General features: G+C 64.3%; 15 protein-coding genes and 1 tRNA gene. 10 read left to right on the top strand and 6 right to left on the bottom strand.

Going from position 1 to position 19,794, the window contains the following annotated elements; all coding sequences use genetic code 11:
- Window positions 1–54: 54 nt before the first annotated feature.
- The 6 genes from G3N58_RS14005 (at window position 55) to G3N58_RS13980 (ending at window position 7,917) form a co-directional block, all read left to right on the top strand.
- Entirely contained in the window at window positions 55–744 is a 690-nt protein-coding gene (locus G3N58_RS14005) for a VOC family protein (protein WP_205989125.1), read from the top strand.
- Window positions 745–862: 118 nt separating this feature from the next.
- Window positions 863–2,059: a PLP-dependent aminotransferase family protein gene (locus G3N58_RS14000; RefSeq protein WP_167050002.1), complete on the top strand. Its 1,197-nt coding sequence runs from the start codon at window positions 863–865 to the stop codon at window positions 2,057–2,059.
- A 98-nt stretch (window positions 2,060–2,157) separates the two neighbouring features.
- Window positions 2,158–2,622, top strand: a complete 465-nt coding sequence (locus G3N58_RS13995; protein WP_167050004.1) for a RidA family protein — start codon at window positions 2,158–2,160, stop codon at window positions 2,620–2,622.
- Between the two features lie 254 nt (window positions 2,623–2,876).
- On the top strand, window positions 2,877–3,776 hold the full coding sequence (locus G3N58_RS13990; protein WP_205999426.1) for a PhzF family phenazine biosynthesis protein: 900 nt from the start codon (window positions 2,877–2,879) through the stop codon (window positions 3,774–3,776).
- Window positions 3,777–4,308: 532 nt separating this feature from the next.
- On the top strand, window positions 4,309–6,672 hold the full coding sequence (locus tag G3N58_RS13985) for an EAL domain-containing protein (RefSeq protein ID WP_205999425.1): 2,364 nt from the start codon (window positions 4,309–4,311) through the stop codon (window positions 6,670–6,672).
- A gap of 33 nt (window positions 6,673–6,705) precedes the next feature.
- Complete coding sequence (locus G3N58_RS13980; protein ID WP_205999424.1) at window positions 6,706–7,917, top strand: chromate transporter; 1,212 nt, start codon at window positions 6,706–6,708, stop codon at window positions 7,915–7,917.
- 65 nt (window positions 7,918–7,982) lie between these two features.
- On the opposite strand, the gene G3N58_RS13975 is transcribed toward G3N58_RS13980, so the two are convergent.
- The 5 genes from G3N58_RS13975 to G3N58_RS13955 form a co-directional block, all read right to left on the bottom strand.
- The gene (locus G3N58_RS13975) at window positions 7,983–8,441 is read right to left on the bottom strand and encodes a CopD family protein (protein ID WP_167050012.1); all 459 of its coding nucleotides are present in this window, start codon (window positions 8,439–8,441) and stop codon (window positions 7,983–7,985) included.
- Window positions 8,442–8,814: 373 nt separating this feature from the next.
- Window positions 8,815–11,139 (bottom strand): DNA topoisomerase IV subunit A, encoded by a 2,325-nt coding sequence (gene parC / locus G3N58_RS13970; RefSeq protein ID WP_205999423.1) that lies wholly within the window; start codon window positions 11,137–11,139, stop codon window positions 8,815–8,817.
- Window positions 11,140–11,209: 70 nt separating this feature from the next.
- Window positions 11,210–13,195, bottom strand: coding sequence for a DNA topoisomerase IV subunit B (locus G3N58_RS13965; RefSeq protein WP_167050016.1), 1,986 nt, complete (start codon window positions 13,193–13,195; stop codon window positions 11,210–11,212).
- A 398-nt stretch (window positions 13,196–13,593) separates the two neighbouring features.
- On the bottom strand, window positions 13,594–15,528 hold the full coding sequence (locus G3N58_RS13960) for an ATP-binding cassette domain-containing protein (protein WP_205999422.1): 1,935 nt from the start codon (window positions 15,526–15,528) through the stop codon (window positions 13,594–13,596).
- A gap of 270 nt (window positions 15,529–15,798) precedes the next feature.
- On the bottom strand, window positions 15,799–16,200 hold the full coding sequence (locus G3N58_RS13955; protein WP_205999421.1) for a DUF4399 domain-containing protein: 402 nt from the start codon (window positions 16,198–16,200) through the stop codon (window positions 15,799–15,801).
- 295 nt (window positions 16,201–16,495) lie between these two features.
- On the opposite strand from G3N58_RS13955, the gene G3N58_RS13950 reads away from it, so the two are divergent.
- The 4 genes from G3N58_RS13950 (at window position 16,496) to G3N58_RS13935 (ending at window position 18,949) form a co-directional block, all read left to right on the top strand.
- Window positions 16,496–16,687 (top strand): rubredoxin, encoded by a 192-nt coding sequence (locus G3N58_RS13950; protein ID WP_167050023.1) that lies wholly within the window; start codon window positions 16,496–16,498, stop codon window positions 16,685–16,687.
- A 238-nt stretch (window positions 16,688–16,925) separates the two neighbouring features.
- A tRNA-Arg gene (locus G3N58_RS13945) sits at window positions 16,926–17,000 on the top strand.
- A 157-nt stretch (window positions 17,001–17,157) separates the two neighbouring features.
- The gene (locus G3N58_RS13940; RefSeq protein WP_205999420.1) at window positions 17,158–17,613 is read left to right on the top strand and encodes an Arm DNA-binding domain-containing protein; all 456 of its coding nucleotides are present in this window, start codon (window positions 17,158–17,160) and stop codon (window positions 17,611–17,613) included.
- 808 nt (window positions 17,614–18,421) lie between these two features.
- On the top strand, window positions 18,422–18,949 hold the full coding sequence (locus G3N58_RS13935) for a hypothetical protein (RefSeq protein ID WP_167036897.1): 528 nt from the start codon (window positions 18,422–18,424) through the stop codon (window positions 18,947–18,949).
- 34 nt (window positions 18,950–18,983) lie between these two features.
- On the opposite strand, the gene G3N58_RS13930 is transcribed toward G3N58_RS13935, so the two are convergent.
- Window positions 18,984–19,730, bottom strand: coding sequence for a YoaK family protein (locus G3N58_RS13930; protein WP_167036895.1), 747 nt, complete (start codon window positions 19,728–19,730; stop codon window positions 18,984–18,986).
- Window positions 19,731–19,794: the final 64 nt, after the last annotated feature.

Genomic DNA, 19,794 nt, shown 5'->3' with positions numbered 1-19,794 from the left:
GCGCTGCGGCCTCGTTGCCAGCCCCCCGTTTTCGCCGCTCCGCGTCGCTTAGCCATGACAGCTCATTCGCTCAGTCTCGATCACCTCGTGATTTCCGCCCGCACCCTCGACGAGGGTGTCCAGTACGTCGCCGCGAGACTCGGCGTCGCGCCGGCGGGCGGCGGCGCGCATCCGCTGATGCGCACGCACAACCGCCTGCTGAGCCTGTGGGGCGGCGTCTATCTGGAAGTGATTGCGCTCGATCCGCATGCGCCGGCGGAGGCCGGGAGCGGCACGCCGCGCCCGCGCTTCTTCGCGCTCGACGACCCGGCGACGCACGCGCGGCTCGAAAACGGGCCGTATCTGTCGCACTGGGTCGCGCGCGTCGAGCGGCCGAGGCATCTCGCAACCTGGCAGGCGCAGTATCCGCAGCGCATTGCGCCGGTCGTGCCGATGACGCGCGGCGATTTCACATGGGGCCTGACCGTGCCCGACGACGGCGCGTTCCCGGCCTGGCAAGGTGCCGGCGACGGCGTGCTGCCCTCGCTGATCCAGTGGGAGACGACGCGGCAGCCGTCGCAGGTGCTGGCGCCGGCGAATCTCGCGTTGAAGACGCTGAGAGCCGTGCATCCGCAGGCCAAACTGATCGGCGAGCAATTGCGCTGGCTCGGCGCCGCGCATCTGCTCGACGTGCAGCCTGGCGACGGCGCCGCGGCGCTCGTCGCCGAATTCGAAACACCCGAGGGCCCGCGGACCCTCGCATAAAGCAGCGCGTGCGACCCCGCGGTTTCGTGCCCGGTGGCCTGCTCCAGCGGCGCTCCCCGCCGAGTCGCGCGATAATCGATAATTTGACCGGTTCCAGAAATACCAAGCAGAGGAGAGCATGGACCAAAGCGACCTGAAAGCCCCGACGTGGCAATTGTCCGAACGCGCGCGCAAGCTCACGAGCTCCGCGATTCGGGAGATCCTGAAGGTAACGGAGCGGCCCGAGGTCATTTCGTTCGCAGGCGGCCTGCCCGCGCCGGCCACCTTCCCGGCCGAGCGCATGCGCGAAGCCGCCGACCGCATCCTGCGCGACACGCCCGCCGCCGCGCTGCAATACAGCGCGACCGAAGGCTATCTGCCGCTGCGCGAATGGATCGCGCAGCGCTATTCGAGCAACGGGGTGCAGATCCGAGCGTCGCAGGTGCTGATTACGACCGGCTCACAGCAGGCGCTCGATCTGCTCGGCAAGGTGCTGGTCTGCCCGGATAGCCCGGTGCTGGTCGAAACGCCGACCTACCTCGGCGCGCTGCAATCGTTCTCGATGTACGAGCCGCGCTACGTGCAGGTGCCGACCGACGAGCAAGGGCTGATCCCCGCAGGCCTGAAGCCGGAACTGACCCAGGGCGCGCGCCTGCTCTACGCGCAGCCGAACTTCCAGAATCCGACCGGCCGCCGCCTGCCGGTCGAGCGCCGCCGCGCGCTCGCCGAATTCGCCAAGACCGCACCGTTCCCGGTGATCGAGGACGACCCCTACGGCGCGCTCGACTACGCGGGCGAACCGCTGCCGACGATGCTGTCGATGGCGCCCGATCACATCGTCTACCTCGGCTCGTTCTCGAAGGTGCTCGCACCGGGTCTGCGGGTCGGCTTCATCATTGCGCCCGAAGAGCTGATCTTCAAGCTCGTGCAGGCCAAGCAGGCCACCGACCTGCACACGCCGAGCTTCACGCAGCGCATCGTCCACGAAGTCATCAAGGACGGCTTTCTCGACACGCACGTGCCGACCATCCGCGAGCTGTATCGCAACCAGTGCGAGGCGATGCTCGCCGCGCTCGCGCGCTGCATGCCTGAGGGCGTGAGCTGGAACCGTCCGGAAGGCGGCATGTTCATCTGGGTCGATCTGCCCGCGCAGATCGACAGCATGAAGCTGCTCGAGGAAGCGGTCGCGCAGAACGTCGCGTTCGTGCCGGGCGGCCCGTTCTTTGCGAACGAGGCCCAGCACAATACGCTGCGCCTGTCGTTCGTCACGGTGCCGCCGGCTAAAATCGACGAAGGTGTCGCGCGTCTCGCCGCGCTCGTGCGCGCGAAGCTCTGAACGCCCGCCCAGGCGGCATCGGGGCGAAGCCGGCGCGCTGTACGCGCAAACTTCGCCCCGTCTTCATTAACGCAATCTCACTGAATCGAGGACTCAACATGGCTCAATCGAACGTGTACGACAAGCTCAAGGAACTGGGCATCGAACTGCCGTCGGCGGGCGCGCCGGCCGCCGCCTATGTGATGAGCGCGCAAAGCGGCAACACGGTTTACCTGTCCGGCCACATCGCCAAAAAGGACGGCAAGGTGTGGGCCGGCAAGCTCGGTGCGACGCTCGATACCGAAGAAGGCAAGGCTGCGGCGCGCTCGATCGCGATCGATCTGCTCGCCACGCTGCATGCGCACGTCGGCGATCTGAACCGCGTCAAGCGCATCGTCAAGCTGATGAGCCTCGTCAATTCGACGCTCGAATTTACCGAGCAGCATCTGGTCACGAACGGCGCGTCCGAACTTATCGCCGACGTGTTCGGCGAGCGCGGCAAGCATGCGCGCTCGGCGTTCGGCGTCGCGCAGATTCCGCTCGGCGCATGCGTCGAGATCGAGATGATCGCCGAGGTCGAATAAGGCATCGCGCATCGACGGGTCGTGCCGATCCGCGCGGAGCGTGACATGGCACGGCGATGCCGTCGGCATCGGCCCGCCGTCGCAAACAATTAACGAACCGTTCACGCGCAATTCACCGCGCATGGCATTTGAAACGCGCCGCAGAGTGTGAGCCACCTGCGGCGCGTTTGGCTTATCGAGCGAACTGGATCGGCAGCGCGGACACGGATAGAATCCGCGAACGCCCTTCACGCCGGATGCGCCGAATCATGCCGATGCCCGCTCACACCGTCCGTTTCAAACAGGTCGACGTCTTCACGTCGACGCCGTTCAAAGGAAACCCGCTGGCCGTCGTATTCGATGCCGACGCGCTCGATACGAAGCAGATGCAGGCCATCGCGCGCTGGACCAATCTGTCCGAAACCACCTTTCTCTCGACGCCCACCGATCCGGCCGCCGACTATCGCGTGCGCATCTTCACGCCGGGCGGCGAATTGCCGTTCGCGGGCCATCCGACGCTCGGCACCGCGCATGCGCTGCTCGAAAGCGGTTATCGGCCGAAGCAGGACGGCAAGCTGATCCAGCAGTGCGGCGTCGGGCTCATCGAACTCGAAGCCTTGCATGACGCCGACGGCACACGCAACGCATGGGCCTTCGCCGCGCCGCCCGCGCGCGTCACGCCGCTGGCCGAACGCCATTACGAAACACTTGCGGCGGCTTTACGTAGCAATGCGATCGATTTCAGCGCCGCCCCGTGCGCGGTCGACAACGGTGCGCCGTGGCTCGTCGTGCGGGTCGATTCGGCGCGCAGCTGTCTCGCGCTCGAACCCGACGCGGCCGCGCTCGCCGACCTCGTGCACGCGGCCGACACGCATGGGCTCGCGGTCTACGGCCCGCACGATGCCGAGGGTCCCGCGACGTTCGAAGTCCGCTGCCTGATGGCGGGCCGCGCTTTCGGCGTCGGCGAAGACCCGGTGACGGGCAGCGCCAACGCCGCGCTCGCGGGTCTGCTGAACGCGCAGCAACGGCGGCCCGGCCCGCGCTACACGGTGCGTCAAGGCACCGTGCTCGGGCGCGCGGGCGAGGTGTCGGTTCTTTACGACGATGCGCGCGGCAAGATCTGGATCGGCGGGCCTTCGGTGACGATCGTCGACGGTACGTGCCGGCTGACGTGAATGGCCCGATAAGCGGCCCGATGAGCGACGCCGCAAGCAACGCACGTTGCATAGCGACATCACTCGGGCAAGGCGCAGGCACGCTCGGGCGGCATCACCTGACGCCCTATCTTGCCGCGCCGAACCACAAAAGGCCGCATCGTAAGGCATGGCAATTGCAACCGATGCATATTGAATGACCGATGCGCGACCGGAAAACCCACGCAGGTCCATGCCGTTCGAGAAAACCTATTCGAGAAATCACGCATGTATTGCGGCATAAACATTGCCGGCATGCAGGGCCAATCCGGTTCAAGGCAAGTGCGCGCCGCGCCAGCGTATACCCCATGCCCTGACGCTTCCTTAATCCAACCTCATTCAGTAATATCGGAAGGAATTCGATGATCTGTGGACTGTCAGGCACGGCGCCACGCCCGCCCCTTCTGCGCAGCAGCTTTGGCACCCTCTCGGTCACCATGCAGCCATCCATGAAATCAGCGCAGTCGATGCCCGGGCATTCATGCCGAGCCCATACCCGGCAACGGGCCTCACGATGAGTCAGTCCCGCTTCTCCGACCCGCGCGAAGCCAGGCCGCGCCGCGACCCGGCATTCACGCGCCGGCGGGCGTTGCTCGTCATTCCCGCGCTCGGCGTGCTGGTCCTGATCCTGCTTTGGACCGTGATTTTCGCGCGGCTGTCGGTGGAAAAAGAGGCGACTTACCGCGAGGCCATGGCCTCTTCCGCGATTCTTTCCGCGGCACTCGAACAGCATACGATCAAGGCGATTCACCAGGTCGATCAGATCACGCGCTTCGTCAAATACGAGTTTGAAAAAACGCCGAATCATTTCGATCTCGCGAGCACCGTCGAAAAAGGCGTCGTGCAAAGCGAAACACTCGTCCAGGTCTCGCTGATCGACGAACACGGCAAGCTGATCGCCAATACGGCCGAACTCAACCCGAAGCACATCGATCTGTCCGACCGCGAGCACTTCAAGGTCCACGAACACGAGAACGACGACCAGCTGTACATCAGCAAGCCGGTGCTCGGCCGCGTGTCGGGTCACTGGACCTTGCAGATGACGCGCCGCCTCAATCATCCGGACGGCTCGTTCGCGGGCGTCGTCGTGGTCTCGGAAGACCCCGGCTATTTCACGTCCGACTTCTACAACAACGCCGCCATCGGCCGCGAAGGCGTGATCGCGGTGATCTCGGACAACGGCACCGTGCTCGCGCGGCGCACCGGCCGCACCAACGATGCGAGCGGCACCTTCACCGCGAGCGGCACGTATCCGACTTCGGAACACGTGTCGGGCACCTACGTCGATTCGATCGACGGCGTCACGCGCATCGTCTCGTACCGGCATATCGACGGCTATCCGCTCGGCGTGCTGGTCGGTCTTTCGCAAGCCGAAGAATTCGCCGACTACAACCACACGCGCAACGTCTATCTGCTGATGGCGAGCTTCATCTCGCTCGCGATGCTGAGCTTCTTCGCGGTCGCGACCGGACTGATCGGCAAGCTGCTCGGCCGCGAGCGCGAGATGACGCACCTCGTCGAATACGATCTGCTGACCGGCCTGCGCAACCGCTACGCGACGCTGCAGGCGCTGCGCCACGACGTCGCGCAGCCGTCCAATCTCGGGCGTCTCGCGATCCTCTTCATCGATCTCGACAACTTCAAGACCGTCAACGACACACTCGGCCACAATGCCGGCGACATCGTGCTGCAGATGACCGCCTCGCGCCTCGCCGCGGCGGTCGGCGAAGGCGGCGCGCTCTCGCGCATCGGCGGCGACGAGTTCGTCGTCGTGCTCAAGGGCGACGACGTCGAGAAGCGCGCGGTCGCGCTCGCCGAAGCGGCCGGCGAAGCGTTCTCGAAACCGTTCGAGGTCCGCGGCAGCTCGTTCGTACTGCATGCGAGCATCGGCATCGCGCTGTACTCGGTCGCGAACGAAAACGAAATCGACCTGCTCAAGAAAGCCGACCTCGCGATGTACAGCGCGAAAGACGCCGGCAAGAACTGCTACCAGTTCTATTCGCCGCATCTGTCGCATCGCGCGGACCATCTGATGAAGTGGGAACAGCAATTGCGCGTCGCGCTCAGCGAAGGCCAGCTGTTCCTCGCCTATCAGCCGAAGATCGATCTGACGCAGCGCTGCATTACCGGCTTCGAAGCGCTGGTGCGCTGGAATCATCCGCAGCACGGGCTGATTCCGGCCAACGAGTTCATTCCGGTTGCGGAATCGACCGGCCTTATCGTGCCGATCGGCGACTTCGTGATCGAAACCGCCTGCCGGCAACTCGCGCAGTGGCAGCAACAGGGCTACGACACGCTGTCGCTCGCGGTGAACATTTCGGCCGTGCAGTTCTGGCGCGGCGACCTGTACGAAACGATCTCGCACGCGATCGAGGAAACCGGCATCTCGGCGCGCCGCCTCGAACTCGAAATCACCGAGACGACGATGATGGAATATCCCGAAGTCGTCTCCGAAAAAATCTTCGCGCTCAAGCGTCTCGGCGTGCGTATCGCGCTCGACGATTTCGGCACCGGCTATTCGTCGCTCTCGTATCTGAACCGCTTCTCGGTCGATACGCTCAAGGTGGACCGCTCGTTCGTCCAGGCCATCCCGGGCGACCGCAGCGTCTGCGTGATGGTCACGGCGATCGTCAATCTCGCGCGCTCGCTCGGACTCACGGTGGTGGTCGAGGGCACGGAAACCGAAGAGCAGATTGCATGGCTCGCGGCGCTCGGCCATATCGAGGCGCAGGGCTTCCTGTTCTCGCGGCCGGTGCCGGTGGAGGCGATCCCGGCACTGCTCGAACGCTTCGGCGTATGCGGCCCCGGCAACGCGGGCGACCGCCACGCCACGCGGGAAACCGACAACACGAGCAGCGTGTCGAGCACCAACCCTTAAGGACGGGGCCCGCGCACGGGCTCCCGTGGCGCCATGCAGACCGTCACGAACGAAGATGCCGCCGGACGCCGGCAGCCGGAGCCGCTAGGGACGCTGTTCCGGGTCGTGTTCGGCCTGTCGGCGCTCTCGTGGGGCGGCCTCGCGCTGATGGCGCAGCTCGAACATCACTACGTCGAACGCGAGGAGCGGCTCTCGCGCGTCGCCTTCGCGGACCTGATCGCGCTCGCGTGGATGGTGCCCGGGCCGGTCGGCTGCAACGTCGCCGTGCAACTCGGCCACGCGCTGCGCGGACGCGCCGGCGCCTGGGTCGCGGGCATCGCTAGCGTGCTGCCCTTCTTCACGCTGATGACGCTGTTCGCGATCTTCTACCGCACCCCGCTCATCCACGCGATCGCCTCGCAAACGCTGTTGCAGCACTTCAGCGTCGTGCTCGCGACGCTGATCGCGGTAACCTGGTACAAGCAAACGCGCGCGCTCGTGCGCGGCAAGCTCGAATGGAGCGCGGCGGTGCTCGGCTGTGTCGCGCTCTTCTATGCGCACAATGCGGCGGCCTACGTCGTGATGCTCGGCGCGGCGTTCGGCACCGGCTGGTTCGCGAGCCGCGAGCGCGACACGCGGCTCGCGGTGTCGCTCGCACGCGGCGACTACCGGCTGCTCGCCGCGCTCAGTCTGCTGCTCGTGCTGTTCGCGCTGCCCGTGCCGCATCGCTACGAACTCGCGCTGCTGTGGCCGCGCCTCGCGGGCGCGGGCATGACGCTGTTCGGCGGCGGCTTCTCGGCGTTACCGGTGTTGAAGATCCTGTTCGTGACGCCCGCGATCGGCGTATCGGATAACGATTTCACGCTGGCGTTCTCGCTGTCGCCGTTGTCGCCCGGGCCGCTATTGAACGTGGTGCCGTTCCTCGGTTATCTCATCGGCGGCTGGCCCGGCGCGCTGATCGCGACGCTCGCGCTGTTCCTGCCGTCGGGCTGCCTCGTCGTGCTGGCGCAGCGGCATCTGCATCAGTTGAAGACGAACCCGCGCTTCGAGCATGGCATGAAGATTTTGCGCGCGGTCACAACCGCGTTTCTCGCGGTGGCGGTGCTGCGCATCGCCGCGCATGTGCCGTTGAAGCCGATCTATCTGCTGACCGCGCTGTTCTCCGCGACCTGCTTCGCGAAGCTCAAGGTACCGGTGTATGCCGTGTATGGGACCGTGGCGGTCATGTGCGGACTGTGGCTCGCGTTCGGCGCGCCGAGCGGGTAGACGGCTTGGCGCGCCTTCGCCATTGTCTGTTTGGAGCGATGGAGCCGCCCGGGCTCACATGAAGCTCAGAACCCGCGCGACAGCACCGCGACGCCGATCGTCACCACGCCGAGCACGATATTGATCAGCACGAGACGCCGGACCGTGCCGACCGCCCGCGCGCCGTCGGGCCACTTCTGCGCCTGCACGGCACGGCGGATGCGCGGAAACACCGCGAAGCGGATATGCCCGAAGATCAGCATCATGACGATGCCGAGGCCGGCCATCGCATGCAAAGGCCAGGTGGCATGACCGCCGCCGAATTGCATCAGCAGGAAGCCACCGCTGATCAGAATCACCAGCACCGAGACGCCGACCCAGTTGAAGAAGCGGCCGAACACCGATTCCCATAGCGGCAAACGCAATTGGGGCGAGAGATCGCCGAGCGCCGGACGCAGGCAGAAATGCGCGAACACCATGCCGCCAACCCACACCGCCACGCCGAGCAGATGCAGAAAGAGCGCCGCCTCGATAGCCTTGTTCATTTAGTTTTCCTCTCCCACGACGCCATACCGTTTAGGACACTTGATCTTGCTCAGCCGCCACTGAGCGCGTTCGACCATGCGTGATGCGGGCAGTTCCGGGGGCCTGCGAATAATTGTGCCGTATTGCTTCGTTATATTGCTTCGCCGTATTGCTACGTTGCATTGCTTCATTTCTGTCGCGGCGCCGGCGGGCCGCCGCGACACCATCGCTGTGCGTTCGCTTGCGACAGTCTGCTGCCACGTCCCGCACGAACTTTTTTGCGATAACCCGCGAGCGCCCCGCATGCTAGCAGGCGCGCACCGGTTTCTCATGTCAAAGTTTGTTAAACGGGCTTGGCGGCTCTTTCAGTGGCGCCCTCATCGGCTTCGTGAGTCAGGCCGGCAACACCGGACGCATGCCGTCGAGCTTCATCTTGCTCCCGGGCGCGCGGCCCTTGCGCGCGCGCTTGCCGACGTGCGCCGCAAGCTCGGCGCCGGCCAGCTTCTCTTCGTCGACGCGGCCGCCGCGACGCGTGCCGATCAGCACCAGACCGGCCTTGTCGATCGCGAGCGCCTGCACGAGCGCCTCGTTGTCGTCGAGCGCCATCAGCGTGACGCCACGCCCGCCGCCCGAGAGCGTCTTCATCTCGTCGAGACCGAACACGAGCAGACGTCCCCCCGAAGACAGACACGCGACCTGCACCGCATAGGGCAGCATCGGCATCGGCGCGAGCGGCGCGGCGCCCGCGTCGATCGTCATGAACGCCTTGCCGGCCTTCACGCGGCTCACCATGTCGCCGACCTTCGCGATAAAGCCGAAGCCGTTGCTCGACGCGAGCAGCAGCGCCTGATCCGCCGACGCCGCGTAGTAGTGCATCAGATGGCTGCCCGATTCGAGTTCGATCAGCGACGTGACCGGCACACCGTCGCCGCGCCCGCCCGGCAGTTGCGCGACCGCGACCGAATAGACGCGGCCGTTGCTGCCCCACGCGATCAAGGTGTCGGGCGTGCGGCACTGGAACGCCGCATAGAGGCCGTCGCCGGCCTTGAAGCTGAAGCCCGCCGCGTCGAGCCCGTGGCCCTTCAGCGCGCGCACCCAGCCCTTCTGAGACACCACGACCGTGACCGGCTCGTCGACCACGCGCGCTTCGAAGGTCGCGCGCTTTTCCTGCTGGATCAGCGTGCGGCGCTCGTCGCCGTACTGCTTCGCGTCGGCTTCGATTTCCTTGATGAGTTGACGCTTCATCGCCGATTCGCTGCCGAGCAGTTCTTCGAGTTTGGCCTTCTCGTCGCGCAACTCGGCCAGCTCCTTCTCGATCTTGATCTTCTCGAGCCGCGCCAACTGACGCAGCCGGATTTCGAGGATGTCTTCGGCCTGGCGGTCCGTGAGCCCGAACGCGGCCATCAATGCGCTCTTCGGCTCGTCCGATTCGCGGATGATGCGGATCACTTCGTCGATATTCAGGAAGACGATCATCCGGCCTTCGAGAATATGAATCCGGTCGTCGACCTTCGACAGACGATACTGCGTGCGGCGCGTGACCGTCGCGAAGCGGAACGCGATCCACTCGTGCAGGATTTCGCTCAAGCCCTTCTGACGCGGCCGGCCGTCGCCGCCGACCATCACCATGTTGAGCGGCGCGTTCGATTCGAGGCTCGTATGCGCGAGCAGCGTATTGACGAACTCGGTCTGGTCGATGCGGCTCGACTTCGGCTCGAACACGAGACGCACCGGCGCATCCTTGCCCGATTCGTCGCGCACCGCGTCGACGAGCGCGAGCAGCGTCTGTTTGGTCTGCAACTGCTCGGGCGTGAGCGCCTTCTTGCCGAGCTTGATCTTCGGGTTGGTCTGTTCTTCGATCTCTTCGAGCACCTTCTGCGCGGCCGTGTTCGGCGGCAGTTCGGTGATGACGAGTTGCCACTGGCCGCGCGCGAGGTCTTCGATCTTCCAGCGCGCCCGCACCTTCAGGCTGCCGCGGCCGGTCTCATAAGCAGCGGCGATTTCCGCCTCGCTCGAAATGATCTGGCCGCCGCCCGGAAAGTCCGGGCCCGGCACGTGCTGCATCAACTCCGCATGCGAGAGCTTCGGATTGCGGATCAGCGCGACCGCCGCGCCCGCGACTTCACGCAGGTTGTGCGAGGGGATTTCGGTTGCGAGACCAACCGCGATGCCCGATGCGCCGTTCAGCAGCACGAACGGCAGACGCGCCGGCAGGACCCTCGGCTCGTCGAACGAGCCGTCGTAGTTCGGCATGAAGTCGACCGTGCCCTGGTCGATTTCGCTGAGCAGCAGCTTCGCGATCGGCGTGAGGCGCGCTTCGGTGTAGCGCATCGCCGCCGCGCCGTCGCCGTCGCGCGAGCCGAAGTTGCCCTGGCCGTCGATCAGCGGATAGCGCATCGAAAAGTCCTGCGCGAGACGCACGAGTGCGTCGTACGCGGACTGGTCGCCGTGCGGGTGATATTTACCGAGCACGTCGCCGACCACGCGCGCCGATTTGACCGGCTTCGCGTTGTCGCCGAGGCCCATCTCGTTCATCGCGAACAGGATGCGGCGCTGCACCGGCTTCTGGCCGTCGCAAACGTCCGGCAGCGCGCGGCCCTTGACCACGCTGACCGCATATTCGAGGTAGGCGCGTTCCGCGTAGTTGCCGAGCGTCAGAAAGTCGCCCTCCGGAGGCGGCGGCTCGTTGAAAAGGTCGAGAGTGTTATCGTCGTCCATCTAGATTCCGTATCCGTGTTTGGCTTGAAGTGTCGTATGCGGCGGTGGCGCTGAAGCTGCAACGCGGCGCTCAGATGTCCGCTTCCACTTCGTTGCCCTTCTCTTCGAGCCAACTGCGGCGCGACGCCGCTTCGCCCTTGCCCATCAGCATCGTCATGCGCGCGACGGTCGCGTCGTAGTCGAGTTCGCCGAGCGCGACCGGTTGCAGGCGGCGCGTGTCGGGATTCATAGTCGTGTCCCACAGCTGCTCGGCGCTCATTTCGCCGAGACCCTTGAAGCGGCTGATCGACCACTGGCTCTCGCGCACGCCGTCCTTGCGCAGCTTGTCGAGAATCGCTTCGAGCTCGCCTTCGTCGAGCGCATAGAGCTTCTGCGCGGGCTTCTTGCCGCGCGCGGGCGCATCGACGCGGAACAGCGGCGGGCGCGCGACGCACACATGGCCGCGCTCGATCAGTTGCGGGAAATGCTTGAAGAACAGCGTGAGCAGCAGCACCTGGATATGCGAACCGTCGACGTCCGCGTCCGACAGAATGCAGATCTTGCCGTAGCGCAGGTTCGACAGATCGACCTTGTCGTCCGGGTTATGCGGATCGACGCCGATCGCCACCGAAATATCGTGCACCTCGTTGTTGGCGAACAGGCGATCGCGCTCGGTCTCCCACGTGTTCAGCACCTTGCCGCGCAGCGGCAGGATCGCCTGGTACTCCTTGTCGCGGCCCATCTTCGCGGAGCCGCCGGCCGAATCGCCCTCGACGAGGAACAGCTCGTTGCGCGCAATTTCCGTCGATTCGCAATCGGTCAGCTTGCCCGGCAGAACGGCCACGCCCGAACTCTTGCGCTTCTCGACCTTCTGCCCCGCGCGCGTGCGCGCCTGCGCCTGCTTGATGACGAGGTCCGCGAGCTTCTTGCCGTGCTCGACGTGCTGGTTGAGCCACAGTTCGAGCGCGGGCCGCGCGAACGACGACACGAGCTTGACCGCGTCGCGGCTATTCAGGCGCTCCTTGATCTGTCCCTGGAACTGCGGGTCCAGCACCTTCGCCGACAGCACGAACGACACGCGCGCGAACACGTCTTCGGCGAGCAGCTTCACGCCCTTCGGCTGCAGGTTATGCAATTCGACGAAGCTCTTGACCGCCTGGTAAAGACCATCGCGCAAACCCGACTCGTGCGTGCCGCCCGCGGGCGTCGGAATCAGGTTCACGTACGACTCGCGCATGAGCGGGCCTTCCTCGCTCCATGCAACGACCCATGCCGCGCCCTCGCCTTCGGCGAACGTCTCTTCGCTCGAACGCGAGCTTTCCGCGTAGCGCTCGCCCTCGAACAGCGGAATCAGCAGATCGCTGCCGTTCATGCCTTCGAGCAGATAGCCGCGCAGGCCGTCGTCGTATTTCCAGCTTTGCTGTTCGCCGGTTTTTTCGTTAATGAGTGTGACTTCGACGCCCGGCAGCAGCACTGCTTTCGAGCGCAACAGGCGCTGCAATTCGCCGAGCGGCAGGTTCGGCGAGTCGAAGTATTTCGGATTGGCCCATGCGGTCACGCGCGTGCCCGACCTCTTGTCGCCCTTCGCCGCGGCGCGCGTGACGAGCGGCTTCGCAACGTCGCCGTTGGCGAAGCTCAGTTCGGCGACCTTGCCGTCGCGCCACACGGTGACGTCGAGCCGCGTGGACAGCGCGTTCGTGACCGACACGCCGACGCCGTGCAGGCCGCCCGAGAACGTGTAGGCTCCGCCGGCGGCCTTGTCGAACTTGCCGCCCGCGTGCAGGCGCGTAAACACGATTTCGACGACCGGCACGCCCTCTTCGGGATGCATGCCGAATGGAATGCCGCGGCCGTCGTCCTCGACCGAGACCGAATGGTCCGCATGCAGGGTGACCGTGATTTGCCGGCCGTAGCCGCCGAGGGCTTCGTCCGAGGCGTTGTCGATGACTTCCTGAATGATGTGCAGCGGATTCTCGGTGCGGGTATACATGCCGGGTCGTTGCTTGACCGGCTCCAGACCCTTCAACACCTTGATCGACGCTTCGCTATACGCGGCGTTTGGCTTTTTCGTGGACATGATTGACTCGGTGCGTCTCGGTTCATCGTTGTCCACAGGTCCTGTGGACAGGTCCGTGGACAATACGTTGAGTTTTCAAAAAAAGCGAAACGAAACAACGGGGTTAGGCGAGGTGCCCGCGCTGCGGGCAAGCTGTTTTGTCGCGCGGCTTGCCGCTGGCGCACCCGCTCGCGCGGTCTCGCGCAACCCGGCCGGCGCGCCTGCCGGGGCAGCCTGTTCGCGGGGTATTGTACTGATTTCGATAACGTCGGCAATTGACGGCGCGCGGAATTGGCCGTCCGGACAAGGCCCGCCAGGGCACGGAGACATGCGCGCGGCGGCGCGCACGAGGTGCGGAAAAGCGCTGCATGGCGCGGGGCGGCGGGTGCAGGCACGCCCGCCGCCCTGCGCCGAACCGATTACTTGCGCCGGTTTTCCAGCTCGTCCCAGCGTTCGAGCGCAACCAGCAGCTCTTCGTCGATCTCGGCATAACGCTCGGTCAGACGCGCGCCTTCGCGCGCATCCCTCGCGAACACCGAGCCGTCTTCGAGTTGCGCGCCGATCGCTTTCTGCTCGGTTTCGAGGTCGGCGATCATTTGCGGCAGCGCTTCGAGTTCGCGCTGCTCCTTGAACGACAGCTTCACGGTGCGCTGCGCATTGCGGCCCGCGGCGCTGTCCTTCGCCGCGGCGTCCTTCGGCGCTTCCTTGCCCGCGTCCTTCTGCGCGTCGAGCGCAAGCTGCTCCGAGCGATCGCGCTGGGTCTGCCAGTCCGTAAAGCCACCGACGTATTCGCGCCACTTGCCCTCGCCTTCCGAGGCGATCACCGAGGTCACGACGTTGTCGAGGAATGCACGGTCGTGGCTCACGAGCAGCACCGTGCCGTCGTAGTCGATCAGCAGTTCTTCGAGCAGTTCGAGCGTGGGAATGTCGAGGTCGTTGGTCGGCTCGTCGAGCACCAGCACGTTGGCCGGCCGCGCGAACAGACGCGCGAGCAGCAGCCGGTTGCGCTCGCCGCCCGACAGCGACTTGACCGGCGAACGCGCGCGCTCCGGCGCGAACAGGAAGTCGCCGAGATAGCTCATCACGTGCTTCTTCTGGCCGTTGATTTCGACCCACTCGCTGCCGGGGCTGATGGTGTCCGCGAGACTCTTTTCGAGGTCGAGCTGCGCGCGCATCTGGTCGAAATACGCGACCTGCAGATTCGTGCCGGTGCGCACCTTGCCTTCGTCCGGCGCGAGTTCGCCGAGGATCGTCTTGAGCAGCGTGGTCTTGCCCGCGCCGTTCGGACCGACGAAGCCGATCTTGTCGCCGCGCATGACCGTGGCGCTAAAGCGGTCGATCACCGTGCGCGTGCCGTAGCGCTTCGTCACGTCCGTCAGTTCCGCGACGATCTTGCCGGACTTCTCGCCCTGACCGACGTCGAGCTTGACGTTGCCCTGCACGTTGCGGCGCTCGGCGCGTTCGTTGCGCATCTGCACGAGCCGTGCGATACGGCCGACGCTGCGCGTGCGGCGCGCCTCGACGCCCTTGCGAATCCACACTTCTTCCTGCGCGAGCAGCTTGTCGAACTTCTCGTTCTCGATGCGCTCGACTTCGAGCTGCTGGGCCTTGCGGGTCTGATAGGCCGAGAAATTGCCCGGATACGACAGGAGCCGCCCGCGATCGAGTTCGACGATGCGCGTCGCGACGCGGTCGAGAAACGCGCGATCGTGCGTGATGAACAGCAGCCCCGCGCGCAGCGACACCAGCAGTTCTTCGAGCCAGCGGATGCCGTCGAAGTCGAGATGGTTGGTCGGTTCGTCGAGCAGCAGCACGTCGGGCTGCACGACGAGCGCGCGCGCCAGCGCGACGCGCTTCTGCATGCCGCCCGACAGCGAGCCGACGCGCGCCTCGCCGTTCAGGCCGATCTGCTGCAGCGTGGTGGCGACGCGCGTGCTCCAGCTCCAGGCGTCCGTCGCGTCGAGCGACGATTGCAGCGTATTCATGCGCGCAAGCAGCGCGTCGTGTTCCGCGCCCTCGGGCGTGTCGGCCAGCTGATGCGCGACCGCGTCGTATTCGTCGAGCAGCGCGCGCGCCTCCGTGAGACCGGCGGCGACCGCGTCGAACACGGTGTCGTCGGCGTCGAACTCGGGCTCCTGCGGCACGTAAACCGTGCTCAGATGCTGTTGACGCGTGATGAGGCCGTCGTCGGGTTTGGCGAGATCGGCGACGATCTTCAGCAGCGACGACTTGCCCGCGCCGTTGCGCCCGATCAGTCCGACGCGCTCGCCCGCTTCGAGCGAGAAATCCGCGTGATCGAGCAGCGCGACGTGACCGAACGCCAGTTGGGCTCCGGTGATGGTGTAAAGCGACATGGGAATGGGAAAAGACAGCGATGAGCCGAAGCCGCTCATTGTACCGGGTGTGCCGGGCGCGGAGCCGGTCGCCGGGATGTGTCCGGGGGGACACGCGAGGGAAGCGTGGGGAAACGTGAGGGAAGCGCGGGCGAACTCGTACGAGCGACGCGCCATGCAACGCATGGACGAGGCACGAGCACGCGCCACACAAACGGCGCGGGCAGGCAGCGTGCGCGCCTGCCCTGCTTGCCGGAACGGCGGCTTATTTCACGTGCTTGCTCGACGTGCTTATTTCACGTGAACCGTGATCGTCTTGCTCATCTCGGGACCATACGAGCGATGCATGCCGTCGCCGAATTGCAGCGTCAGCGTATGGTCGCCCGACGGCAGCGTCAGATCGGTTTCGGTCTGTCCCTTGCCGAAGTGCAGCGACTTGTCGGTCGCGGGGATAACCTCGCCCTTCAGCAGCGGCTTGCCGTCGATCAGCAGATGGTGGTGCCCCGTGCCTTCCGTCATCGTGCCGGCCGGCGCGATCTTCATGCCGTCGAGACCGAACACGACATGCACCGGATTGCTCACCGTCGCGCCATCGGCCGGCTGCACGAAGTAGACGCTCGCGGCCTGCGCCACACCCGAAACGGCCAGCAGCCCTACCGCTGCGATACCTGCCAACCAACTGTTTTTAAACATCGTTTTCTCCTTTCAGAAAGGACAATCGCGCACGTGGTGACGCCACGCTCGCCTGAGGCGAATCGCCGCAATGCGTGCGAAGCACGCGGCGCGCCTGTCGAATGAAATAGCTGCGGATCAAGCATACACGCTGCGTATGACGAGGCCCGTCCACGATAGCGAAGGCGCGTTGCGCGAGGCGTAGCCCGGGCCGTTCGAGGCCGGGGTGACGAATTCCGGTAATATTGCGGGTCGCCGCGCCGCCCCAAAAAGGGGCGGACCAAGCCGGCCATTGCATTGAAAGAGAGAGTACGTCGTGAGTGAAGTAATCGAAGTGACTGAATACAAGAGCTGGGTCTGCCTGATTTGCGGCTGGATTTACAACGAAGAAGAAGGCCTGCCCGAGGAAGGCATCGCGCCCGGCACGCGCTTCGCCGATATCGCCGAAGACTGGCGCTGCCCGCTGTGCGATGTCGGCAAGGCAGAGTTCGCAGTGGTGGAGTTTTGAGGCAGGCGGGTTGAATTGCACGGCGGCGCGGCACGCTTGGGCGTGTGAATAAGCGCCGCGCGGTTGGCCCGGAGAAAGGCCATGCGGCCCGGCAGACGATGTCTGCCGGGCTGTTTGTTTTTGCGGGGTCGTGGGCAGGCGCTCCTTTTGCCGGAGCGGGTTTGATATACTTTGCCCTCGCTGGCGAATTTGGACTTCATGTCCTCGCGGATATCCGCTATATCCGCTTCGGTCCTCTCTCCCTGTAGTTCAATGGATAGAACAAGTGCCTCCTAAGCGCTAGATACAGGTTCGATTCCTGTCAGGGGGACCAGATAGCTTCCCAGCGTCTCCCAATGTTTCCCAGAAAAGCCCCGTATGCCTTGCGCTGCGGGGCTTTTTGCTGCCAATCATTGACCAAGGTTTCCCAATACAAGCCAGATTGTTTGGGGATATCTCCGAATACCCCCAAAATCGATACCCCCAAAACCATGCCCAAGCAGATTGCCCCGCTGACCGAGCTTCAAATCCGCAAGGCCAAGCCAGCTGAACAGCCCTACCGCTTGGCCGATGGCAAGGGGCTCTACCTTCAGGTGATGCCAAACGGCTCGCGCTACTGGCGGATGAAGTACCGGTTTGACGACAAGGAAAAACTGGCCTCGTTCGGCGTTTATCCTGAGGTAAGTCTCGCAGACGCCAGAAAGGCATGCCTAGTCGCTCGGCAACTATTGACCGCGGGCACTGATCCGTCGGAGCAGAAGAAGGAAGTGAAGCGTGCGCGGGCACTGGAATCCGAAACCACCGCAACGTATGAAGAAGCGAGCCACTGCAAAAAACCGATAGTGATTGCGAGAATCGCGATTCGGAGGTCATCAATTATCGTATTTAGCCGGCGCTTCCCGCCGAGCACCGGAGTCGCCGGCAGGACGACTCGTAAGCAACCGTAATCAGCGGTCACAATTCCTCGCGAACTAAGGCCGTGAGTGCCCTTTCTTACAAGGAAGAAAGGAGCACATCATGATTAGAATCGCGTTGGTAGTGGGGTTGTTGGCTGCACTCTCGGGTTGCGCCGCATACCCTGCGGGATATGGATACAACGACCCTGGATACGCTTACGGTCCTGGCTATGCGCCCGGCTACGGCTATGGTGGCGTCAACGTATGGGTAGGCGGTGGAGGTGGTTACCACCGTGGCGACTACCGTCATAGAGACTGGAATCACGGCCACGGGCGCTGGGAAGGCGGTCGCGGCGGCCATGGCGGTGGACATGGCGGCGGAGGTCACGGCGGCGGCCATGGACATTGAGCAATGTCCTGGCTAGCGCTAAAGGCCCTCTTTGAACGACTTGATCTCTCGCCCGCTACGGCTTGAGGTATACGCGCCACTCGGGAAACTGCTCGAAGAAGCTTTCGCTCACGGAAACCTGATAGAGCGTGTGCGTCCCCCAAGGTTTCCCGGAGAAAAAACCGTACGCCTTGCACTGCGGGGCTTTTTTCTGCCCGCGCCAACCCGTACCCTACCGATACTCATCAATCTCGACAGTCCCGCCCATCGTCTCCATCATGGTACGGATATTACCCGGCATGTCCGGAACGCGGTCACCCCGCTCATTGACCCAATAACAGAAAAACCGCACAAAACACCCGATAAACCACACCCCCGCATTCGCACAGACGAGCACGAAGTCTTCAGTTTTCGCCAACGAGGTCGTTATGACGAGCAGGCAATACCGTCACCGCATCAGGCAAACCCATAATGAACTCCCAAACGACCACCGAAAACGACGAACACACAGAGGCACTCAATCCCGTTACCCGCATAGCGCACACAGTCAAAGTGGGGCTTCAATGCCTGATCGGTGCGACCCTCATGGCCACCCTCCTGCTCAAGGGCGCGGCGGAACTCATGCAAACGCTGCAGATTCCCCATGTGTGGGACCAAAAGGCGCTTGAGCAGTCGACGTTTATGGCGCACCTGCTTTCGATCCACACGTTCCAATACATCGGCAAAGCCTTGGGGATTTCGGCCGGGATTGACTTGGGCTACATGCTCTTCACCGAGGGTCCGGATGAAGCCCTCACGCCGTTGATGCTTGGCATCTCCTCGGCGGCATTCTTAACGATTTCCGAGCACCCCGATAACAACTGGACCGTCGGCGTCTATGTGCTCTGCATTCTCGTGCTGATGTTCTGCATGAAAAAGTATGACGACTGGGGCTTGGGGAAAAGCGATGCCCCGAAAAAACTCAAGCGCGCCGCCCCGGCAACCAAGGCAAAGGAATAGTCGGGTTCGTGGGCGACCCTGTGCGCTCGCCGGACTAACAGCGCTCGCCCCATAGATCATCGAGCAGCGGCACCGCCGCTAACGTGAGCAGGACGATCGCAAGCGGCACCGTCGATATGAATCCCAGATGCTTGAAACCCAATGCGCCAGCCACGCCGCCGGCGACGAACGCCAGAAGCAGCGAACCAAGCAGCGCGAGCTTTTGCCGATCCGCCTGGACGCTACCTTCGCCGGCCACCGGTCGCCTGTTCCAGTAGAACATCTTGCCCAGTTCGATTCCGACGTCGGTGACCAGGCCGGTGACGTGAGTGGTGCGAATTTCCGCGCGGGAAATTTTCGTGATCATCGCGTTTTGCAGTCCCATGACGAAGCAAAGCACGCCGACAGTCAGGTGCAGAAAGAGCAGGCGATGATGTTCAAGATTGGCGCCGAGCAGCCCGAAACACAGCAGAAGAACGGCCTCGATCGCGAGCGGCGTCGCGTAAATACTGCGTAGGCGCCGGCGACGCCCCCAGTTGATCAGGATGGCCGACGCGGCCGCGCCAACGAGAAACGCAAGCAGCGAACCGAGCCCCGAAACGAACAGGCCCGCCTCTCCGAGCACGGCATTATCGGCCAGCGAGGAGACGATCCCGGACATGTGCGAGGTGTACTGGCCAACGGCCAGAAAACCGCCGGCGTTCGCCGCCCCCGCGACAAACGCCAATGATCGGCCGAGGCGGCGATTCGTGGCGTCCGTCCGTTCAGGCGCCGTGAAGCTGCGGAGATAGTTGATGGGCATCCTGGTAACTCGCTTTCATCGCATGGGGTGGACCGACCGAAAGGCGACCGACGGCTGACGATCC

The organism is Paraburkholderia sp. Ac-20342, from assembly GCF_017104985.1.
GTDB lineage: Bacteria > Pseudomonadota > Gammaproteobacteria > Burkholderiales > Burkholderiaceae > Paraburkholderia.
Note: the sequence above shows the minus strand (reverse complement) of the source record. Positions and strands in the feature narration are given on the sequence as shown.